The sequence below is a fragment of the Paenochrobactrum sp. BZR 201-1 genome (assembly GCF_044987585.2).
In the GTDB taxonomy this organism is placed as follows: Bacteria; Pseudomonadota; Alphaproteobacteria; order Rhizobiales; family Rhizobiaceae; genus Paenochrobactrum; species Paenochrobactrum pullorum.
Genome location: NZ_JBJDRZ020000010.1, coordinates 135,723 through 153,710, shown reverse-complemented (window position 1 = coordinate 153,710; position 17,988 = coordinate 135,723). Strand labels below are relative to the sequence as shown.

General features: G+C 48.7%; 18 protein-coding genes. 7 read left to right on the top strand and 11 right to left on the bottom strand.

The window, feature by feature from the left end; genetic code table 11:
• Positions 1–190: 190 nt before the first annotated feature.
• The 3 genes from ACI0FR_RS08485 (at position 191) to ACI0FR_RS08475 (ending at position 2,984) form a co-directional block, all read left to right on the top strand.
• Positions 191–1,213, top strand: a complete 1,023-nt coding sequence (locus ACI0FR_RS08485; RefSeq protein WP_374831479.1) for an ABC transporter substrate-binding protein — start codon at positions 191–193, stop codon at positions 1,211–1,213.
• Positions 1,214–1,366: 153 nt separating this feature from the next.
• A complete protein-coding gene (locus ACI0FR_RS08480) occupies positions 1,367–2,134 on the top strand; it encodes an ABC transporter ATP-binding protein (RefSeq protein ID WP_374831477.1) in 768 nt (255 codons plus the stop codon).
• The gene (locus tag ACI0FR_RS08475) at positions 2,127–2,984 is read left to right on the top strand and encodes an ABC transporter permease (RefSeq protein ID WP_404908568.1); all 858 of its coding nucleotides are present in this window, start codon (positions 2,127–2,129) and stop codon (positions 2,982–2,984) included. Before ACI0FR_RS08480 ends, ACI0FR_RS08475 begins: the two co-directional genes overlap by 8 nt.
• 81 nt (positions 2,985–3,065) lie before the next feature.
• Here the strand turns inward: ACI0FR_RS08475 and otnC are convergent, their stop codons facing one another.
• The 10 genes from otnC to ACI0FR_RS08425 all read right to left on the bottom strand — a co-directional run bounded on the left by otnC (position 3,066) and on the right by ACI0FR_RS08425 (position 13,017).
• The gene (gene otnC / locus ACI0FR_RS08470; RefSeq protein ID WP_404908571.1) at positions 3,066–3,704 is read right to left on the bottom strand and encodes a 3-oxo-tetronate 4-phosphate decarboxylase; all 639 of its coding nucleotides are present in this window, start codon (positions 3,702–3,704) and stop codon (positions 3,066–3,068) included.
• 81 nt (positions 3,705–3,785) lie between these two features.
• Positions 3,786–5,054, bottom strand: a complete 1,269-nt coding sequence (locus ACI0FR_RS08465) for a TRAP transporter large permease (protein WP_404908574.1) — start codon at positions 5,052–5,054, stop codon at positions 3,786–3,788.
• Positions 5,051–5,530, bottom strand: a complete 480-nt coding sequence (locus ACI0FR_RS08460) for a TRAP transporter small permease (protein ID WP_374831469.1) — start codon at positions 5,528–5,530, stop codon at positions 5,051–5,053. Before ACI0FR_RS08460 ends, ACI0FR_RS08465 begins: the two co-directional genes overlap by 4 nt.
• 69 nt (positions 5,531–5,599) lie before the next feature.
• The gene (locus ACI0FR_RS08455) at positions 5,600–6,601 is read right to left on the bottom strand and encodes a TRAP transporter substrate-binding protein (RefSeq protein WP_374831467.1); all 1,002 of its coding nucleotides are present in this window, start codon (positions 6,599–6,601) and stop codon (positions 5,600–5,602) included.
• 59 nt (positions 6,602–6,660) lie between these two features.
• Positions 6,661–7,926, bottom strand: a complete 1,266-nt coding sequence (gene otnK / locus ACI0FR_RS08450) for a 3-oxo-tetronate kinase (RefSeq protein WP_404908579.1) — start codon at positions 7,924–7,926, stop codon at positions 6,661–6,663.
• A 39-nt stretch (positions 7,927–7,965) separates the two neighbouring features.
• The gene (locus tag ACI0FR_RS08445; RefSeq protein ID WP_404908582.1) at positions 7,966–8,700 is read right to left on the bottom strand and encodes an FCD domain-containing protein; all 735 of its coding nucleotides are present in this window, start codon (positions 8,698–8,700) and stop codon (positions 7,966–7,968) included.
• Positions 8,697–9,599, bottom strand: a complete 903-nt coding sequence (locus tag ACI0FR_RS08440) for a 3-hydroxyacyl-CoA dehydrogenase (protein ID WP_374831461.1) — start codon at positions 9,597–9,599, stop codon at positions 8,697–8,699. The genes ACI0FR_RS08445 and ACI0FR_RS08440 overlap by 4 nt, the downstream gene beginning before the upstream one ends.
• 545 nt (positions 9,600–10,144) lie before the next feature.
• A complete protein-coding gene (locus ACI0FR_RS08435; protein WP_404908585.1) occupies positions 10,145–10,495 on the bottom strand; it encodes a CHRD domain-containing protein in 351 nt (116 codons plus the stop codon).
• A 326-nt stretch (positions 10,496–10,821) separates the two neighbouring features.
• A complete protein-coding gene (gene pdxR, locus ACI0FR_RS08430; protein WP_374831457.1) occupies positions 10,822–12,261 on the bottom strand; it encodes a MocR-like pyridoxine biosynthesis transcription factor PdxR in 1,440 nt (479 codons plus the stop codon).
• A gap of 72 nt (positions 12,262–12,333) precedes the next feature.
• Entirely contained in the window at positions 12,334–13,017 is a 684-nt protein-coding gene (locus ACI0FR_RS08425; protein ID WP_404908589.1) for an MOSC domain-containing protein, read from the bottom strand.
• A gap of 268 nt (positions 13,018–13,285) precedes the next feature.
• Between ACI0FR_RS08425 and ACI0FR_RS08420 the strand changes: the two genes are divergently transcribed.
• From ACI0FR_RS08420 to ACI0FR_RS08405, 4 genes are all read left to right on the top strand, one after another.
• Positions 13,286–13,804 carry a flavin reductase family protein gene (locus ACI0FR_RS08420; protein WP_374831453.1) on the top strand — a complete coding sequence of 173 codons (519 nt, stop codon included), beginning with the start codon at positions 13,286–13,288 and terminating at the stop codon, positions 13,802–13,804.
• A 26-nt stretch (positions 13,805–13,830) separates the two neighbouring features.
• Positions 13,831–15,318: a 4-hydroxyphenylacetate 3-hydroxylase family protein gene (locus tag ACI0FR_RS08415; protein WP_374831451.1), complete on the top strand. Its 1,488-nt coding sequence runs from the start codon at positions 13,831–13,833 to the stop codon at positions 15,316–15,318.
• Between the two features lie 87 nt (positions 15,319–15,405).
• Positions 15,406–15,786: a cupin domain-containing protein gene (locus ACI0FR_RS08410; RefSeq protein WP_374831449.1), complete on the top strand. Its 381-nt coding sequence runs from the start codon at positions 15,406–15,408 to the stop codon at positions 15,784–15,786.
• 75 nt (positions 15,787–15,861) lie between these two features.
• Positions 15,862–17,211: an amidase gene (locus ACI0FR_RS08405; RefSeq protein ID WP_374831447.1), complete on the top strand. Its 1,350-nt coding sequence runs from the start codon at positions 15,862–15,864 to the stop codon at positions 17,209–17,211.
• Positions 17,212–17,227: 16 nt separating this feature from the next.
• On the opposite strand, the gene ACI0FR_RS08400 is transcribed toward ACI0FR_RS08405, so the two are convergent.
• Positions 17,228–17,926 (bottom strand): GntR family transcriptional regulator, encoded by a 699-nt coding sequence (locus ACI0FR_RS08400; RefSeq protein WP_404908595.1) that lies wholly within the window; start codon positions 17,924–17,926, stop codon positions 17,228–17,230.
• Positions 17,927–17,988: the final 62 nt, after the last annotated feature.

Below are 17,988 nucleotides of genomic sequence, written 5' to 3'. Positions count from 1 at the left end.
AAATATCCGCAACGCGGTTAGAGAAGCGTGCTTACCCGTTTTGCTGAAACTCTTAGCCTTGCCTCATCTGTAACAGGCGCTATATGTTCTCAAGACTCAAGGGAACATGAGCCTGCTTCATTGTCTCCCAAGCCAGCCAACGTCATGAAAGTAAATGGCGCATATCGTGTCACCTTCGGGAGGAATAATAATGAGTTTTCTTTTAAATCGCCGTCAGACTCTGATTGGTATGGGTGCTCTGGGAACTGCCGCAGCTTTTGGCATGCCTGCACGTGCTGCAACCCGTAACCTTGCCGTACTGCACTTGGCCAGCCATGCGCCAAGCTTCATCGCTTTTGAGCGCGGTTATTATAAAGATGCAGGTCTTGATATCGAATTGAAATTTTTTGAAGCGGCACAACCTATGGCCGTTGCCATTGCCTCCGGTGATGCCGACTTTGGTGTAACCGCTATGAGTGGTGGCTTGATCAGTCTGGCACAAAAAGATGCAGTCAAAGTTATCGGCGGCGCACTGACAGAGGAAAAAGGCGTGACAGGCGCTATCATCCTTGCCTCCAACAAAGCTTATGATGCAGGTCTGACCGATCCATCAAAACTGGCCGGCAAAAGCTTCGGTATTACAACTGCCGGTTCGTCTTTCCATTTCATGGCGCATAAAATTGCTCAAGCCAACAATATCAAGCTTGCCGATATGCAGCTTCGCCCATTACAAAAGCTCGGTGCAATTGTCGGTGCCCTGACAACCGGTCAGATTGATGCCTGGGCGATCCAGCCGAATGTCGCAAAAAAGATGATCCGTGAAGGAGCTGCCAAGCAAATCGGTCTTGTATCCGATTATGCACCCGATTATCAGGTCACAACTGCGTTTACTTCGACCAAAAATGCCGCCGATGAGCGCGAAATGACTGAAGCTTTCGTCAAGGCTTACTCACGCGCCATTGCTGATTATAACGCAGCTTTCATTGATAATAAGGCCGATGATCAGGAGCGTGATGATCTGGCCAAGATTGTTCACAAATATGTTGAGAGCGACAGCCCGTTTGAAACAGCCAAACAAAATCTGGTTGACGGCGCGATGAAGATCAATGAAGGTCTGGCGATTTCAATGGGCAGTTGCGTTGAACAACTTGAATGGTTCAAGGCGGAAGGCATGGTTAAAGATGCCATCACCAATGAACAATTGTTTGACACATCTTACGTCAAAACAATTTGACTTTTGCTGAATACAGCGGGGGCGCCAACGCCTCCGCTAGAGCATGTCTCCCAAAAGTGGGCACCGGTTTTGGGATAAAGACATGCGTAAAAACAAAACGCTAGAGCGAGCACAGTGGATACGATTAAGTGCGACACGCTCTAAGGAGAACTCATGGATCTGAGACTTAAACATATCAGCCATTCTTATGGATCCGTTGAGGTACTGAAAGACATTTCGCTTGATATTCCTCAGGGTCAGATCGTCTGTCTTATCGGACCTTCGGGCTGTGGAAAATCAACATTACTACGTTTTTTAGGAGGGCTTGAGAAACCGCAATCGGGTGAAGTTTTGCAAATCGGCAATCCACCGCAAGATTGTCTCAATCCGCTCACCTATGTGTTTCAGCATTTTGCTCTGCTGCCGTGGCGTACTGTCGAGGGCAATATCAAGCTGGTGCTTGAGGATCATGGCTTAAGCAAAGGTGACATGGATGACATTGTCTCTGATGTTCTCGAGCGCACACGCCTTTCTGATTTCAGGCAGGCGCTGCCCAAACAATTATCGGGCGGTATGCGCCAGCGCGTGGCCATCAGCCGTGCTTTAGCCGTGCGTCCGGCTGTGATGCTGATGGACGAGCCGCTTTCTGCGCTCGACAGCCAGACGCGTGAACTTTTGATGGATGATCTGATTTCACTCTGGACACGCCAGCCTTTTACGTCTGTTTATGTGACCCACAATCTGAATGAGGCTGTAAGATTAGGACATCGAGTGGTGGTTTTATCACGCCGTCCAGGTCAGATTCGTGAAATTGTTGATATTGATACACCACTCTGCGAACGCCATTTGGGCGACCCGGTTTTGGAACAAAAACAAAAACAATTGTGGGAATTGATGCGCGAAGAAGCAGCCGCCGCAGACAAGGAATTGGTAAATGTCTGACGTTACAACTTTGAAAACGGCGCAAGCGACGTCAGAAGATAAAGAATTCAGCCAAAATACTGCGCCGGTACGCCCCGTTCTGTTTCGTGGCGGAGGGTTTGCCCCGGTTCCGGTCAAAGGTGTCGGCATTAGTGTTTTTGTCGTGCTGATCATTCTTGCAGAGATCGGCACACGCACAGGCTTTATATCCAGCCTCACATTGCCGCGCCCCACTGCGGTTTTTGATACATTTGTGCAATTGTGGCAAACAGGCATGCTCTGGAAGCACTTGCTGCCCTCCTTGCAGCGCCTTGTCGTCGGTGCTTCGCTTGGCATTGTTGTTGGTGTATCTCTCGGCGTTTTGATCGGTCTTTTCAGTTATGTCCGTGCCGGTCTTGTACCACTGATTGCCGCCTTGTTTCCGATTCCGAAAATCGCACTTTTGCCGCTTTTTGTGATCTGGTTCGGCATTGATGAAATGTCGAAATATGCGCTCATTGCTTTTGGTACATTTACCCCGACCGTCGTTGCCACCTATGGCGCGGTCGACAATGTCGATCGTTCGCTCATCCGGATGGGACAAAGTTTCGGCCTAAGCTGGTGGTCAATTGTTCGTAAAATCGTGATGCCGGGTGCATTTCCTGCCATTCTTTCCGGCCTACGCGTATCAATTTCTATAGCGATTATTCTGCTCGTTGCCGCGGAAATGCTTGGCGCACAATATGGCGTTGGCTCGTATATTCTGGAAGCCGGCTCGCTTTATGATCTTGAAAAACTTTTTGCTGGCGTCACTATTTTGTCGGTGATGGGACTGATCGTGAATTTCATTATCAGCCAGATCGAAAAGCATTTTCTGAGCTGGCGCGGATAACCCGCGCACGTCAAATTGCAGATAAAAAATGCCGCGAGAGTTGATTAAAAACCAACCGTCGCGGCATAATTATTGAAAGCTTTAGCTACGGCTTTTAGGTGTCAATTCTGCAATCTCTGCCTCATTGAGGTAACGGATTTTTTGTCCATGCAAAATGAAAGCCAGACGAGCAGTTTCTTCCAGTTCTTCCGCATTATTCACCGCATCTTCAATATCTTTACCCAAGACAACAACGCCGTGAGACGCCAGCAAAAAAGCATTGACCGGATGTTTATTGGCGGCAATAACCAGATCACGGCCAATTTCTGCAGAACCCGGGCGATAATAAGGAATAACCGGCAGATATCCCACCCGCATGACATAATATGGTGTGAATGCCCGTAAAGCATTCTCCTGCGGCAGATCTTCAAGGCATGATAAGGCTGTCAGATATGTGGAATGCAGATGTACAATGGCACCCGCTTCGGGGCGGCAATCAAAAAGCTCTTTATGGAACATGAACTCTTTGGATGGCTTGGGGCCTGACAAAACCTCACCACCACCACTCACATGAGATAGTTTCTCAGATGTCAAACGTCCAAGACTGCCACCCGTCGGCGTCACCAGAAAGCCGCCATCAATACGCACCGAAACATTGCCGGCACCACCCACCGAATAGCCACGATCAAACATGCTGCGGCAAAGATCACAAAGCAGCTGCGCTTTTGCTTCACGGTTCATGACGGACACCTTTTCTTGTCAATTATAAAGTCAATAAGAGAATACGGCGCTTGGTGCCAAGCGCCGTATTCAAGATTTTGATTAGTGTGAGATCGCCCAGCTGGTAAAGCCCGGCCAATAGGTGACCAGCATCAGCACTGCAATCATAATGGCCCAGAATGGCAACATTGCACGGGTCAACTTCATCACCGAAACGCCAGAAATACTACTGGCGAGATAAAGCGCTGTACCAACCGGCGGAGTGAGCAAACCGATGGTGAGGTTGATCACCATGATCAGGCCGAACTGTACCGGATCGACACCAAGTTGGTTGGCAACAGGTGCCAAAATTGGTGTCATCAGCAAAATGGCAGGACCGCTATCAAGAAACATACCGACAATCAGCAGCATAACATTGATGAGAAGGAGCAACAAAATTGCATTATCGGTGAGACCCAGAATAGCACCGGCAATCATCTGTGGCAGCTGAGCATTGGTCAACAACCAACCAAACAGCGATGTCGCAGCAATAATCGCTGCAATTACGGCTGTGCCGATTGCGGCTTCAATGCAGATCTGCGGAATCTTTGAGAAGGTGATTTCCTTATAGATGAACATACCAACAATGAAGGCATAGGCTGCAACAACTGCACCACCTTCAGTCGGCGTAAAAATACCCATCCGGATACCACCGATGATGATGACAGGCATCATCAAAGACCAGCTTGCATCTTTAAAACGTGCCCATTTTTCAGCATTGCTGACACGACCTTCTTTTGGATAGCCATGTTTGCGGGCATAAAAATAAGAATAAAGTGCAAAGCCGAAACCAATCGCAAGACCTGGTGCAATGGCGGCCATGAAGAGATCGCCAATGGATGCCTGAGCTGAAACACCATAAATGATAATCGCAATACTTGGTGGCAAAATCAGTGCCAAACTACCTGATGAAGCCACCAGAGCAGCAGAAAAACCGGCATCATAATTGCGCTTTTTCATTTCCGGTATCATCACTGTGCCAAGTGCGGCCACATCAGCTACGCCGGAACCGGAAACACCACCCATGATCACACCACTGACCGATACCACATGCGCAAGACTACCGCGGATATTACCAACCAGAGATAAAGCAAAGCTAATGATACGGCGGGTAATGCCGCCATGCCCCATCAAGGCACCTGCCAGCATGAAAAGCGGGATAGCCATCAATGGAAATGAATCCACGGATGTGAAAAGGCGCTGCGCAAAAACCGCAATCGGGAAATCAAGATAGAGAATGGCAATGAGCGAAGCGATAGCAATGCCGAAAGCAACCGGCAAGCCAATCAGCAGGAAAAACGCAAAGCCGCCAAAAAGAATAAATGAGATCATTTCGCGTTTCCTTCGCTCAAAGTGGCGCGCTTCCATGCTTCACGCAGAGCGAAATAGCATAAGGTCAGGCCGCTGAACGGGATTACAGAATAGACAAGATACATCGGCAATCCGAGAGCCGCACTTTTCTGGTTCATACCAAATTTCATCAGTGCCAAACCACCGAGCAGCAACGCGCCGCCAACCACAGCAACTAACAGCGCGTTGAAAACAACCAGCTTATTGGAAAATTTGACCGGCAGCAATGAAACCAGAAAATCGAGCGCAATGTGCGCCCGCGATTGAAAGGCTGCCGCCATACCAAGAAAAGTAATCCAGACAAAAATATAGCGCCCTACTTCTTCAGACCAGCTTAAAGAATTGGCGAGTGCATAGCGGGCTAAGACCTGAGTGAATGTTACGCCCATCATTGCGAAAATCAGAGCCGCGATGATCCAAAGCAGGAAAGTATGTATCAGCTTATCGAATTTATCCAAGCTGGTTCTCCTCTGCACGTAAGCTTAAACTGCTGCCGCAAGTTAAGCGGCAGCAGCAGCTTGATAAAATTAACGTGCAAGTGCTGTAATAATACGGTTATAGAGATCAGTATTGACGGTTTTAGCGAAAGCTTCATGTGCAGTCACAGCAACAGCAGCAATCGAGTCAACATCTGGGTTTGTGACCTGCAGGCCAGCAGCGACCATCTTTTTCAACATTTCTTCGGTCTGCGAGCGAACAGCTTCGTTTTCTGCAGCGGTTGCAGCAGCTGCTGCTTCGGAAACAATTTTCTGCTGTTCGGGTGACAGCTGGTTCCAGCGCAGTTCACTCATCGCAAGTGTGACATATTCAAACTTGTGATTGGTCATCGCCAGATATTTCTGCACTTCGCCGATACGACCACCATAGATGAACGGAATCGGGTTTTCTTGTGCTTCAATCACATGCTGTTCAAGGCCGGTGTAAACCTCACTCCATGCCATTGGTGTCGGATTGGCACCGATAGCGCGCCATGTGCTGACCATAGCCGGAATTTCAGGAACACGGATTTTGATGCCTTTGAGGTCATCAACACCATTGATAGGTTTGTTCGAAGTCACTTGACGTGAGCCACGTTCCCACCAATCAAGAATACGTACATTCGCATTCTTCAAAACATTATCGGCAATTTCTTCACCGAGTTCGCTCTGAATGACTTTATCAAACTCATCTTGCGACTTAAACAAGTAAGGCAGTTCCAGCAGCTGGATGGACGGTTCGAAATTGCCCAGCACGCCGGCAATCAGACCAAAATCCACAGTCCCCATCTGCATGCCTTCAACCAAATCTCGGTCACCACCAAGAGTTGAGTTTGGATAGATGGCAAGGCTGATAGTACCGTTTGAACGCGCTTCCAGCTCTTCCTTAAACTTCTGCGCACCAAAGTGCCACAGATCCTGTTCCGACTGTATATGACCGAGTTTGAGCGTCAGAACGTCTTGTGCCTGAGTTGGCAAAGTGACCGTGAAAAGGCCAAATGCCGAAACAGCAACGCAAGATGCCAATTTGACGAACTTGCTGAATTTATTCATGTTATTTCCTCCAAACAAATATGTTTTGCAGCCTGTGGCGCAATTGACTGCAAAGCGGATTATTCGCCGCCCAAAATGCGATCTGCTTCGGCAAAAAATTCAGGGCCGCCGAAATTTCCGGATTTGAGAGCCAAAGCAAGTGCCGTTTTTCCATCCGGCAGAGTTGCACGCAGAGCCGGAGCACCGGCCGCAATTTCAGGGCCTATTTCCAAAGCCGTGAGGTTCAGTGCCTCGACCACAGCACCCGAAGTTTCGCCGCCTGCAACAACCAGACGACCAACACCAGCAGCCACCAATGCATGTGCGATATCGGCAAAGAGACGCTCAATTGCATTGGCAACCACTTCGCGGCCAAAATTTTTCTGAGCCGCTTTCACAATTGCCGGATCAGCCGATGAATAAACAAGCGGTCTTTGTGCCTGTTGCATCGCCCATTGGGCAATTTCCTGCGCATCCAATTTACCGGAAACCGCATCTTCTGCAGTAATTTCAAACATCGGCAGGCCACCTTCACGGTGGACTGTTACCTGCCCGCGTGTTGCCATTGAGCAAGAACCCGAAAGCACAACACACTGGCCTGCAACGCCCTGCCAATCCGAATTATTGCCTGACAACAGCCCATCTTTGCGGAAGTTTTCAGGTAATCCCATAGCAATGCCGGAACCGCCGGTGACAAGCCGCAAACCATTTAACGCAGCACCAATTTCCATCAGATCATTGTCGGAAACTGCATCAACCACAATCAGCTGTGCGCCTTCTGCATCGGCTTTATCCAGTGCCGCGCGAATGGCATCAGCACCTTGGCTCACCGCATGAAAGCCCACATGACCAACCGGCATATCTGTTTGCAAAGAAAGCCAGCGGCGAATATCGGCATCCGTCATCGGGTTTAGCGGATGATGTTCCATGCCGCTTTCATTGAGTAGGCGGTCATTAACGAACAAATGCCCTTGATAAAGGGTGCGCCCTGCCCCCGGAAACACCGGACAAACAACCACTTTGCGTGCGTTCAGCTCTTTAGCCAAAGCAGCTGCAACAGGGCCGATATTGCCTTCAGCCGTGCTGTCGAAAGTAGAGCAATATTTAAACAAAAACTGTTTGCAACCTTGTGCCTGCAACCATTTCAATGCTTTCAATGATTGGGCAATGGCTTCATCGGCCGAAATGCTGCGCGATTTGAGTGCAACTACACCGGCTTCGACCGACTGGTCGGCATCTGTTGACGGCACACCGGAATATTGGGTGACACGCATTCCTTGTTTGGAAAGCGTATTTGCAAGGTCACTGGAACCAGTAAAATCATCGCCAATACAACCAAGAAGCATGTGGGAAACCTTATTTATTTTAATGGATATGAAGGCAGATCAGGCGGGATTATCGACCTGTTCGCGCACCTGCCAATATGTTTCAACGACAGTATCCAGATGCGCACGCATTGCCGCTTCGGCACGATCGGCATCACGATCACGGATTGCCTCGAAAATATTGCGATGGGCTGCCATTGCTTTTGTCAGAGCGTCCGGATGGCTGAGCGACATGCGGCGCTGATCTTCCAATAGTTCCAGCACCACATCATAAAGCGCATCCAGCAAAGAATTTTGCACAATACTGACAATGTACTGATGAAAGGCATCATCCGTTTTGGAAAACAGGCCATTATCACCGGCACTTTCAGCATTGGCGATCAGAAGTTTTTCCAATGCTGCAATATCTGCATCACTGGCAAGACGCGAGGCTTCACGCACCATCGCCACTTCCACGAAAATACGTGTTTTCTGGAATTCACGAATGCCTTCATCACGTGCAATCAGTAATTTTGCAGCCCCCGACAAGAGCTGCAAAAGTTCACGCGGATCAGGCTCCGTCACTCTGGTACGGTCGCCATTGGAAACGGCAAGAATGCCGGTTTTGTTCAGCCATAAAAGTGCTTCGCGCACGGCCGGACGTCCCACGCCATAATAAACCATCAAGTCACGTTCCGAGGGAAGTTTGTCCCCGATGGAGAGTTCACCTGACAAAATACGTGCCTCAATATCTTTGGCGATTTTATCAGACAGTCTTTCGCGACTTAAATGGGCTGGCGTGGAAAATCCGTTCATGCTCCAAGATCTTTCGTAATTGCGCGCTTCGCAGTCACGATTGCCGACAAGAAGCTGTCACGCCATTTACGACGTGCAGGCAAGTCATCTGCTGGAACCGCGTTGCGCATTTTATCCTCAATTGCCTTCACAAGTGCAGGAGTCCATTCACGCGGATCAGCCTGTTCTTTGGCAAGACCGTAATACATCGGCCCCAGATTAGCGCAATACTCGGAAACACCATTCGCGGCATTGAGATCAATGGTTGCGAAAGGTCCCATGAAGCACCAACGCAAGCCCAATCCATCAGAAACCGCAGCATCCACTTCCGCAGGAGTGCAAATACCGTCTTCAACCAAACGGAATGCTTCCCCAAGCAAGGCACTCTGCAAACGGTTGACCACAAAACCGTTGATTTCACGGGTCAATGTAATCGGGCTTTGGCCTAAATCCGCCATCAGCTGACGGGTGAAACTCAAAGCGGCAACATCCGTCCACGGAGCCGGGATCAGTTCAACCAAGGGAATGAGGTGGGGAGGATTGATCGGATGTGATACAAGGCAGCGCTCGGCGTTTTTCAAACCTTCGGTGAATACCGATGCCGGAAAGCCGGATGTCGAGCTGCCAACAATGGTATTGGGCGCCAAAAACGCATCCATTTCCTTGTAGAGAGCCTGCTTGATCGGCAGGCGTTCGGGCGCACTTTCCTGCACATAATCAACACCCGATAATGCATCTTCAAGGCTGGTTGCAACACGGCACTGTGCAGCATAGCTCGGGTTAGCAGCAACAACAAAAGCAACAGCGGCTTCAGCTGCTTGCGGGTTCTGGTCAAAGATCGCCAGCTCATGACCGGCGCGTGCAAAAACAAGTGACCAGGATGATCCGACGACACCGCAACCAACAATAGCAATCTTCATTCTATATTCGTCCTTAATGCTTTTACAAATAACAGAGCCACAACGCGCTGCCGACCATTGCTGGCCATAACTGATCGTTTCAAGGATTGATCGAAAAGTTAGATGTTCAAAAGCCCGATGCAGTGCCGATTTTAGCGACGTGCAATCACAAACAAACCTGTAGCGAGCTTTTCAGAAATCCTCCCCGAACTACTCCTCGTAGTGGTATGATAGGTTAATGTTTAGTATATCATACTGTCAAGCAGGGATATGAATAATCGTGCCATCTTGCAGCCACAGAAATTACTTTAAGAGCCAGCACATCAATATTTTCAAAACGTTAAGCTGGGATTATTTTACTGCAAAGTACCATTTAAGCTGTTCATAAGCAGCGTGAAAGCAATGCAAAGAAATGAAAAAATAAACCAAAACACATCATCAGTGGTGCGCATAAACACAATCGTGCAATATTCCCAAACAAGATTCCGGCACCATGTGCTATTAAAATGGTGCCGGAAAATTGGGTCGTGCCTTGAGGAAAAAATTCTGTTTAGTTTATGTCCGGTCTATTCTGGCGTGAGCTGACCACGCAAAACGCCCATCGGATTTTTCTTGGTATGAATATTAAAATACCACAATCCTCTAACCAAACCGTCCTCTTGCTCTTTGGTAAGTGTTTGCTGCCCCACAATAGGACTTAGTAACTGATCGGGCGGAATATTGATAATAATGTCGGCATTTTGCGCAGGTGACGCAGGGCCGTGAAAATGTGCGGCAACAGGCGTTTGATCCGTACCGGTCAAGCCCGAATAGGATATTTTCCACTGTAAAACCTTTGTTTTTCTATCATATTCAACGGTCAATTCTCCCGTTGCTGTATTATTGGGGACAGGTGGAATTTCGTTATGCGGCGACAATGCACTATAAAAATTATAGCTTATTTCTTGATCATTCTCGCAAACAGTGATGATATTACCGTCAGGGTTAACCTGTTTTGTTACGCGTCCGGTATAAGCGAAAAACGATTATTTCCGGTAATGCAATATAGGTTGCGGTTTCACCTTTAACCTTTGATTGAACGGCAAGCGAAAAGCTCGAATATGAATTGTCAAAATAATTTTCATTACTATTTTTTGATGCTGGAATCATGGCCGTAGTCATGCAACTCCGTCTTATGTTCAGCATATATGCGTCACTCTTTAATTGCCGCCTGTCATCTAAGAAACTAGGTTTGGTACTTTTCTCAGGCGGGTTTTGCCCTGACTAAAATTTGAATAGCGCGGCTCAATTCTTCTTCATTCATGCTGGCAAACCCTAAACGAAACGCTTCAATGGGCTGCGTTTCATCCAGTGAATAATGAATGCCGGGCAACAATGCGAGTCCCAAACGTGTGGCATTTTCCGACCATTCTTGAGCGTTCAAGCCATGTTTCAGGCGCAACCAAATCGCCAGACCACCGGACGGCAGTGTAAATTCCACATCATCACCAAGGCGCTCGGTCAAAATTTCCGCCAGAAAATCACGTCTCGCGTGATAAATCCGCCGCGCTTTACGTGCATGACGTTTCATAGTGCCGTCAGCAATCAGACTGCTCAATGCTAATTCCAGCGGTACATCACCCTGACGGTCAATAGCCTCGCGCTGCAATGCCATTTTTTTCAAAATATCTTGCGGTGCGATGGCATAACCCACACGAATACCGGGTGCCAAAAGCTTGGATAATGAACCTAAATAGATGATCGGCAGATCTTTATCAGCACGTGCACGCAGCGGCAAAACAGGGCGTCCATCATAGCGATATTCACTATCATAATCATCCTCGATAATAGTCAGCCCATAACGGCGCGCAATGTCGATCAGACGCAAGCGCCGTGCAGCGCCCAATGTGACGGTGGTCGGATATTGATGATGCGGGGTGATATAAACCGCACGCAAAGTTTTATCGCGTTTGGCGATTGCCTCAAGCACATCCACATCAATACCGGCATCATCCACCGGAATGCTGATAAGATTGGCGCCAGCAGCTCGAAAAGCTGCCCATGCCAGCGGATAACCCGGATTTTCCACGGCAATGCTGATACCGCTTTCGGCAATAGCGCGTGCGGCCAAAAACAGTGCCATCTGGCTACCGCGTGAAATCAAAATATCTGGTTCAGATGCAATCAGCCCGCGTTCTGCATTCAGATAAGTTGAAAGATTGGAGCGCAAATATTCGTTTCCATTGGCGCTGTCATTGGACTGATTATCCAAAAAACTATTGCTGGTTAAAGCACGGCGGAATGCCTGACCAAATGGCACAATCGGCAACAGCCGCGCATCCGGCGCACCATCGGAAATATTCCATAAATATTGGCGGGATTTGCGTTTGAAAGACCTGGCATTCACATCATCAGATTGCGTATTGTGTGTTTTCAATAGATCCGGCAGATCATCCGCCACAAATGTTCCGCGTGAGGCAACGGCATTGAGCCAGCCTTGCATGGTCAGCTCATGATAGGCCGCGTCCACCGTGTTGCGGTTTAATTTGAGGTTTTTGGCAAGCGAGCGTGTACCCGGCAAAGCGTCACCTGGTTTTAAGCGGCCGCGCTCAATTTCAGCAATGATTGTGCGTGCCAGCGCCAGAAAAATCGGCTCGCCATCTTTGACCCTGACTTCAATTGCTAATGTTGTACCTTTTCCCATATCACCGATCAGTTCTTAAAAATGCAGTCGACGGACATGCTGTTGGTTCGTATTGAATGAATGTTTTGTCTGTTAGGCATCACCTTGTAATCGTCGGCTCCAGTCTTCGACTTTACCGGAGCCCAAGCGCTTGCTGGCATATAGCCGCCAGCTATCGGCCAGCAGTTCTAATGCTGCCATCTCGCTTAAAAGATTATGATTGAGCGTATCGACATAAAGAACATGCCATGTTTTGCGAATGGTCCATTCTGGCGCCAGCCGGTCAGCCAGTTTCAACGCATCACCGGCCTGTACATAGCCTTGCTGGAGCACACGATAATACCAGCCGGTACGGCCGGTTTTTTGCAAACGCAAAGCCATATCTTTGGTGTCGAAACGGATATTCAATTTCCAGCAAGGTTGGCGTCCCTGACTTACTTGAATGACCGCCTCACCAAGTTCAAAAATATCGCCGATAGCAATAGTATCTTCGCTGATGCCGCGGGTGGTCAGGTTTTCACCAAAGGCGCCGGGCTGCTTTAAAATATCATGATCGCCGATCTCATTGCGCCAGATCTGATAATGATCAAAATCATAATGATGCACCGCTTTTTCAGGCCCGCCATGATGTTTGCGGTCGCCCTGCTCATCATTGATAAAACCTTCAAGACCCAACCAGCATTTTTCACGCACCGGCAATTTGCCAATCGCACTTGGCAGATTGCGCGGGCCGTAGGGAACAACAGATCCAACTAAAAGCTGATCAATTATAATCATTCGAAAAGCCTCTGAAGCTTAATAGAAAATTATATTCTGTAAGTTGCCATAATGTATAACCGGATGAGGCAGATGATCCAGATTATTTATATCAACTAGGCCGGTTGATTCAAAACTCTATTATTTATTACAAGCCGGATTTTTTCCAATTTCCAGACAACTAACGTTTTTATGCTCTCAACGATTGAAAATTTATCACTTCCTAATTGACACTCACAAAAATAGCTTTATTAATTAGCTAAATTACATAGCTGAATGGGAGGAAACCATGGATCAGCGCCAATTACGTAATGCACTGGCAGAATATGCCACCGGCGTTACAATTGTGACCGCATTGGCGAAAAGTGGTGAGCGGATAGGCATGACGATGACATCGTTTAATTCGGTGTCTCTCGATCCCGCACTTATTCTTTTCAGCATCGGTGTCAACGCTTATAGCTTGAGCGCTTTTGAAGAAGCCGAGGCCTATACGGTCAATATTCTGGCCAGCGGTCAGGAAAAGCTTTCCAACCAGTTTTCCCGTGCAGCCAGTGATAAATGGGCTGGCGTTCATTACACCGAAGGCCATAAAGGTGTACCGCGCATCACCAATGCAATTGCGCATTTTGAATGCGAGCCTTTCGCCTGTCATGAGGGCGGCGATCACAAAATTTTCTTAGGCCGCGTCGTCAACTTCAGTACATCAGCCATTGAAGCAGAACCTTTGCTGTTCTTCCGCGGCCGCTATCACAGCGTTACTGGCCCGCGCATTGACGTGCCTGAATGGCCGCTTCCGTCTCATTACTAATTTTTTGAAACTACAGGGAGGAGACTATGTCTCAAAAAGGTACAAAGACTGGTCAGCAGCATTTGGAAAGCCTGCGTGATGGCCGCGAGATTTTCATCAACGGCGAACGCGTTGACGATGTCACCACGCATCCGGCATTTAAAAATGTAGCACAATCGGTCAAACAGATTTTTGACTTTGCCAAGGCGCCGGAAAACGAAGACCTGATGACCTATGTCACACCTGAAGGTCATCGGGCCAATCGTATTTGGGAATTGCCGAAAAGCTATGAAGAGCTGAAAAAGCGCCGTGCCGGTCTTGAAGGCTGGACAGAAATTCATGGCGGTTTCTTAGGTCGCGCGCCTGATCACGTCGCATCCTGCATTGCCGGTATGTATATGGGGTTGCCGGTTTTTGAAGAATATAACGCGAAATTTGCGCAAAACCTTGCCAATTACTACCAATATGCCCGCGATAATGACCTTTATCTGACCTATGTCATCATCAATCCGCAGGCCGACCGCTCGAAAAACGCAGCCGAACAGGCTGATCCGTTTTTGACGGCCGGTGTGGTAGCGCGTGATGACGAAGGACTTACCATTCGCGGTGCCAAAATGCTGGCAACCGGCGGCGTTGTTGCCAACGAAGTTTTCGTCACCTGCATCCAGCCGATGAAGGCCGGTGAAGAAGCTTATGCGGTTTCTTTTGCTATTCCGATGAATGCAAAAGGCCTCAAAATCATGTCGCGCAAGTCCTATGAGCAGGCAGCACCTTCTGTTTTTGACAATCCTTTGGCCAGCCGTTTTGATGAAAACGATGCAGTGCTTTATTTTGACGATGTGAAAGTGCCTTGGGAGCGTGTCTTTATCGATGGCGATGTCGCTATGTGTGCCAAGCAGTTCCATGCCACACCTGCACATGTCTACCAGAACTATCAGGCGATGATCCGTTTGGCGGTAAAACTGCGTTTTCTGATTGGTATTGCTAAGAAAACCACCGACATTAACGGTATTTCCCAGTTCCCTCAGGTGCGTGAAATGCTTGGTCAGCTGGCAGCAGAAGTCACCATGGTGGATTCAATGGTTGCGGGTATGGAAGCCAAAGGTCATTTTGCCGGTGAATATTTTGTGCCAGATGCTGCAACCCTTTACAGCGCACAGGTTCTTACCCAGCAGCTTTACCCGAAAATCCTCAATACTTTACGTGAACTGGCTGGCGGCGGCATGATCATGTTGCCGTCTTCGGTTGAAGATTTCGGCAATCCGGAACTGGCAGAGCTGATTGACAAAACCCAACAGTCACCGGCAGCATCCTCCAGAGAGCGCGTTAAATTTTATAAGCTCGCCTGGGATGCGGTTGGCTCTGAATTCGGTTCCCGCCATCACCAGTATGAAATGTTCTATGCGGGTGCGACTTTCGTCACCAAAAACCACTCGTTCAGAACCTATGACTGGTCATCAGCCGAGCGCGTCGTTGACGGCATTATGAATTCTTACACGCTGGAAGACAGTCTTGCAGCGGTAAGCAAAGCCTGATGAGGCCAGACTTGCTGCAAATGCAGAAGTCTTTCTAAAATCACCGGCGTTTAAGCGCCGGTGCCCCTTTCAAACAAGGAGACAAAAATGGCTGTTAACAAGCTTCATGACGAGTTCCACACACTTGATATGTCGAGCGGCTGGGAAGTTCCGGCAGGTTATCCTGAAGGTATCAAACAGAAAATCATTTCCGGTGCGCTGGATGAGGTTAACAATCGCGGCTCGCGCACCCGTTTACTGCGTTTTGATGCCGGTGTTTATACCACTGCACCTTTCGAGCATGAATATTGGGAAGAGGTTTACCTCTTGTCAGGCGATCTGACAGTGGGCAATGATGCTAATGGCGAAGGTGGCGTGAGCTATCCGCCAAACACCTATGCTTGCCGTCCGCCGCATGCGCCACATGGCCCTTTCAAATCTGAAAACGGCTGCATGCTGCTCGAAATTCATTATTTCGATCCGGTATAAAAAACAAAGTGCTTCCGGCATTGTGTCGGAAGCACTGCAATAAACATATGTTCACTGCGGGGAGAGTTATTAAAAATGCGCGCAACTTTATCACAATTAGCCTCTGATCTGGAAAATGGTGTCACTACATCTGTCCAATTGACTGAAGCCTGTCTTGCCCGCATTTCAGACCCACAGGGTGAAGGTGCACGCGCCTTCATCAAAGTTGACGCGAAAAAAGCGCGCGCTGCTGCTGCTACGGCCGATCAATTACGCGCGGCCGGTTTGCATGCTTCCCCTTTTGCAGGAATACCTTTGGCGGTTAAAGACCTCTTTGATCTCAAAGGGGAGCCAACACCGGCGGGTTCCAAAGTGCTGGCCGATGCTGCGCCTGCACAAAAAGATGCAGCTGCAATTGCACGGCTGAAAGCTGCCGGTTTTATTATTATTGGTCGGAATAATATGACCGAATTTGCTTTTTCCGGCGTTGGCATCAACCCGCATTATGGCACACCGGCCAATCCGTATGAGCGCCATAAAAAGCGCATTCCGGGCGGTTCGTCTTCCGGTGCTGCTGTTGCTGTTGTTGATGAAATGGCAGCCGCTGCTATCGGTTCGGATACCGGCGGTTCTTGCCGTATTCCGGCGGCACTTTGTGGCCTGACAGGCTATAAGCCAACCGCTTCAAGCGTTCCCTCACAAGGCGCTTTGCCGCTTTCCACTACGCTGGATTCCATTGGTCCCTTGGCCAATAGTGTTGAATGTTGCGCTATTTTGCACAAGCTGATGAGCGGCAGCGAAAATGAGGCGCTGATTGACCTTGATGTGAAAGGCTTGCGCATTGGCGTGCCGCAAAGTGTCGTCTTTGACGGCATCGAGCCATATGTTGCTACTGTTTTTGAAAAAGCTTTAGAAAAGCTGGGCCTTGCTGGCGCGCATATCATCCCGATTGAGCTGAAGGCTTTCCATATTTTGGCTGAGATTAATGGCAAAGGCGGTTTTCCGGCACCTGAAGCCTATACATGGCACAAAGACTTATTGGCGGAACATGGCGATCTCTACGATCAACGCGTTCGTGCACGCCTGATGCGCGCACATGAACAAACTGCTTCGGATTATATTGAAATTCTCCAGATGCGTCGCGATTACATTGACCAAGTGATACACGAGATCACACCATTCGACGTGATTGCGATGCCGACCGTGCCAATGATCGCACCGGAAATTTCGGCACTTGATGATGGTGATGCTTTCACCAAAGCCAATTTGGCACTTTTACGCAATCCTACATTGATCAATATGCTGGATGGCTGCTCCATTTCGCTGCCGGTGCATGAGGCGGATAATGCACCAGTCGGCCTGATGCTTTCAGCCGGAAACGGTCAGGATAACTGGTTGTTGTCCGTTGCCCGTGCCGTTGAAGCACAATTGCGCCAGCTCCAATAAAACAAAGATGGAGGGGTTAAAACTGGCGGGTGATATTTTCCCTAAATGCTTCGATATGGTCGCGGATCGCCTGTTCGGCCGCATCCTCATCATGGGCTTTAATCCCTTCAATCACTGCTGCATGTTGTTCACAAACGCGCACATAATGCTCGTTTGAACGCAGCGAAATAAACCACAAACGCGTGGAGCGGTCGTGCAGATTGCCCATAATATCGGGTAAAATCGTATTGCGGGATGTCGCGGATAACAGTCCGTGAAACTCACGATCCAAATTCATCATCGCTTCAATATTGCGCGATTTGGCCGCCTTCCACATATCATTCAGATTGGTTTCAAGCTTTTTAATGTCAGGCGCATCGGCAAGTTTTGCCACCTGACGCACGCAATAGGCTTCATTAATCAAACGCACATCGATGATATCGAAAATCTCGTGCAAGCTGATAGGTGTCACCATGATGCCTTTGCGCGGAATGACATCAATCAGCCCTTCGCTGGCAAGACGGTCAATCGCCTGATGCACTGGCGTGCGGCCAATATTGAGCTCATCGCTTAAAAGCCCTTCGCTCAACACCTCGCCTGGCTTCAGATTACAAGTAATAATACGGTGCTTAATCGCTTGATAGGCGACTTCCCGAAGTGAAACTACGGGGTCTTTGCGTCTGCGCTTGGGTGCAGATGCAGTTTTTTTGGTTTTATCTGATATATCCGTAGTCATGTCTTGATCTCTGCTATTTTGCCCGAACGCAAAGCTTTGGCTTAAAGGTGACAAGCAATATT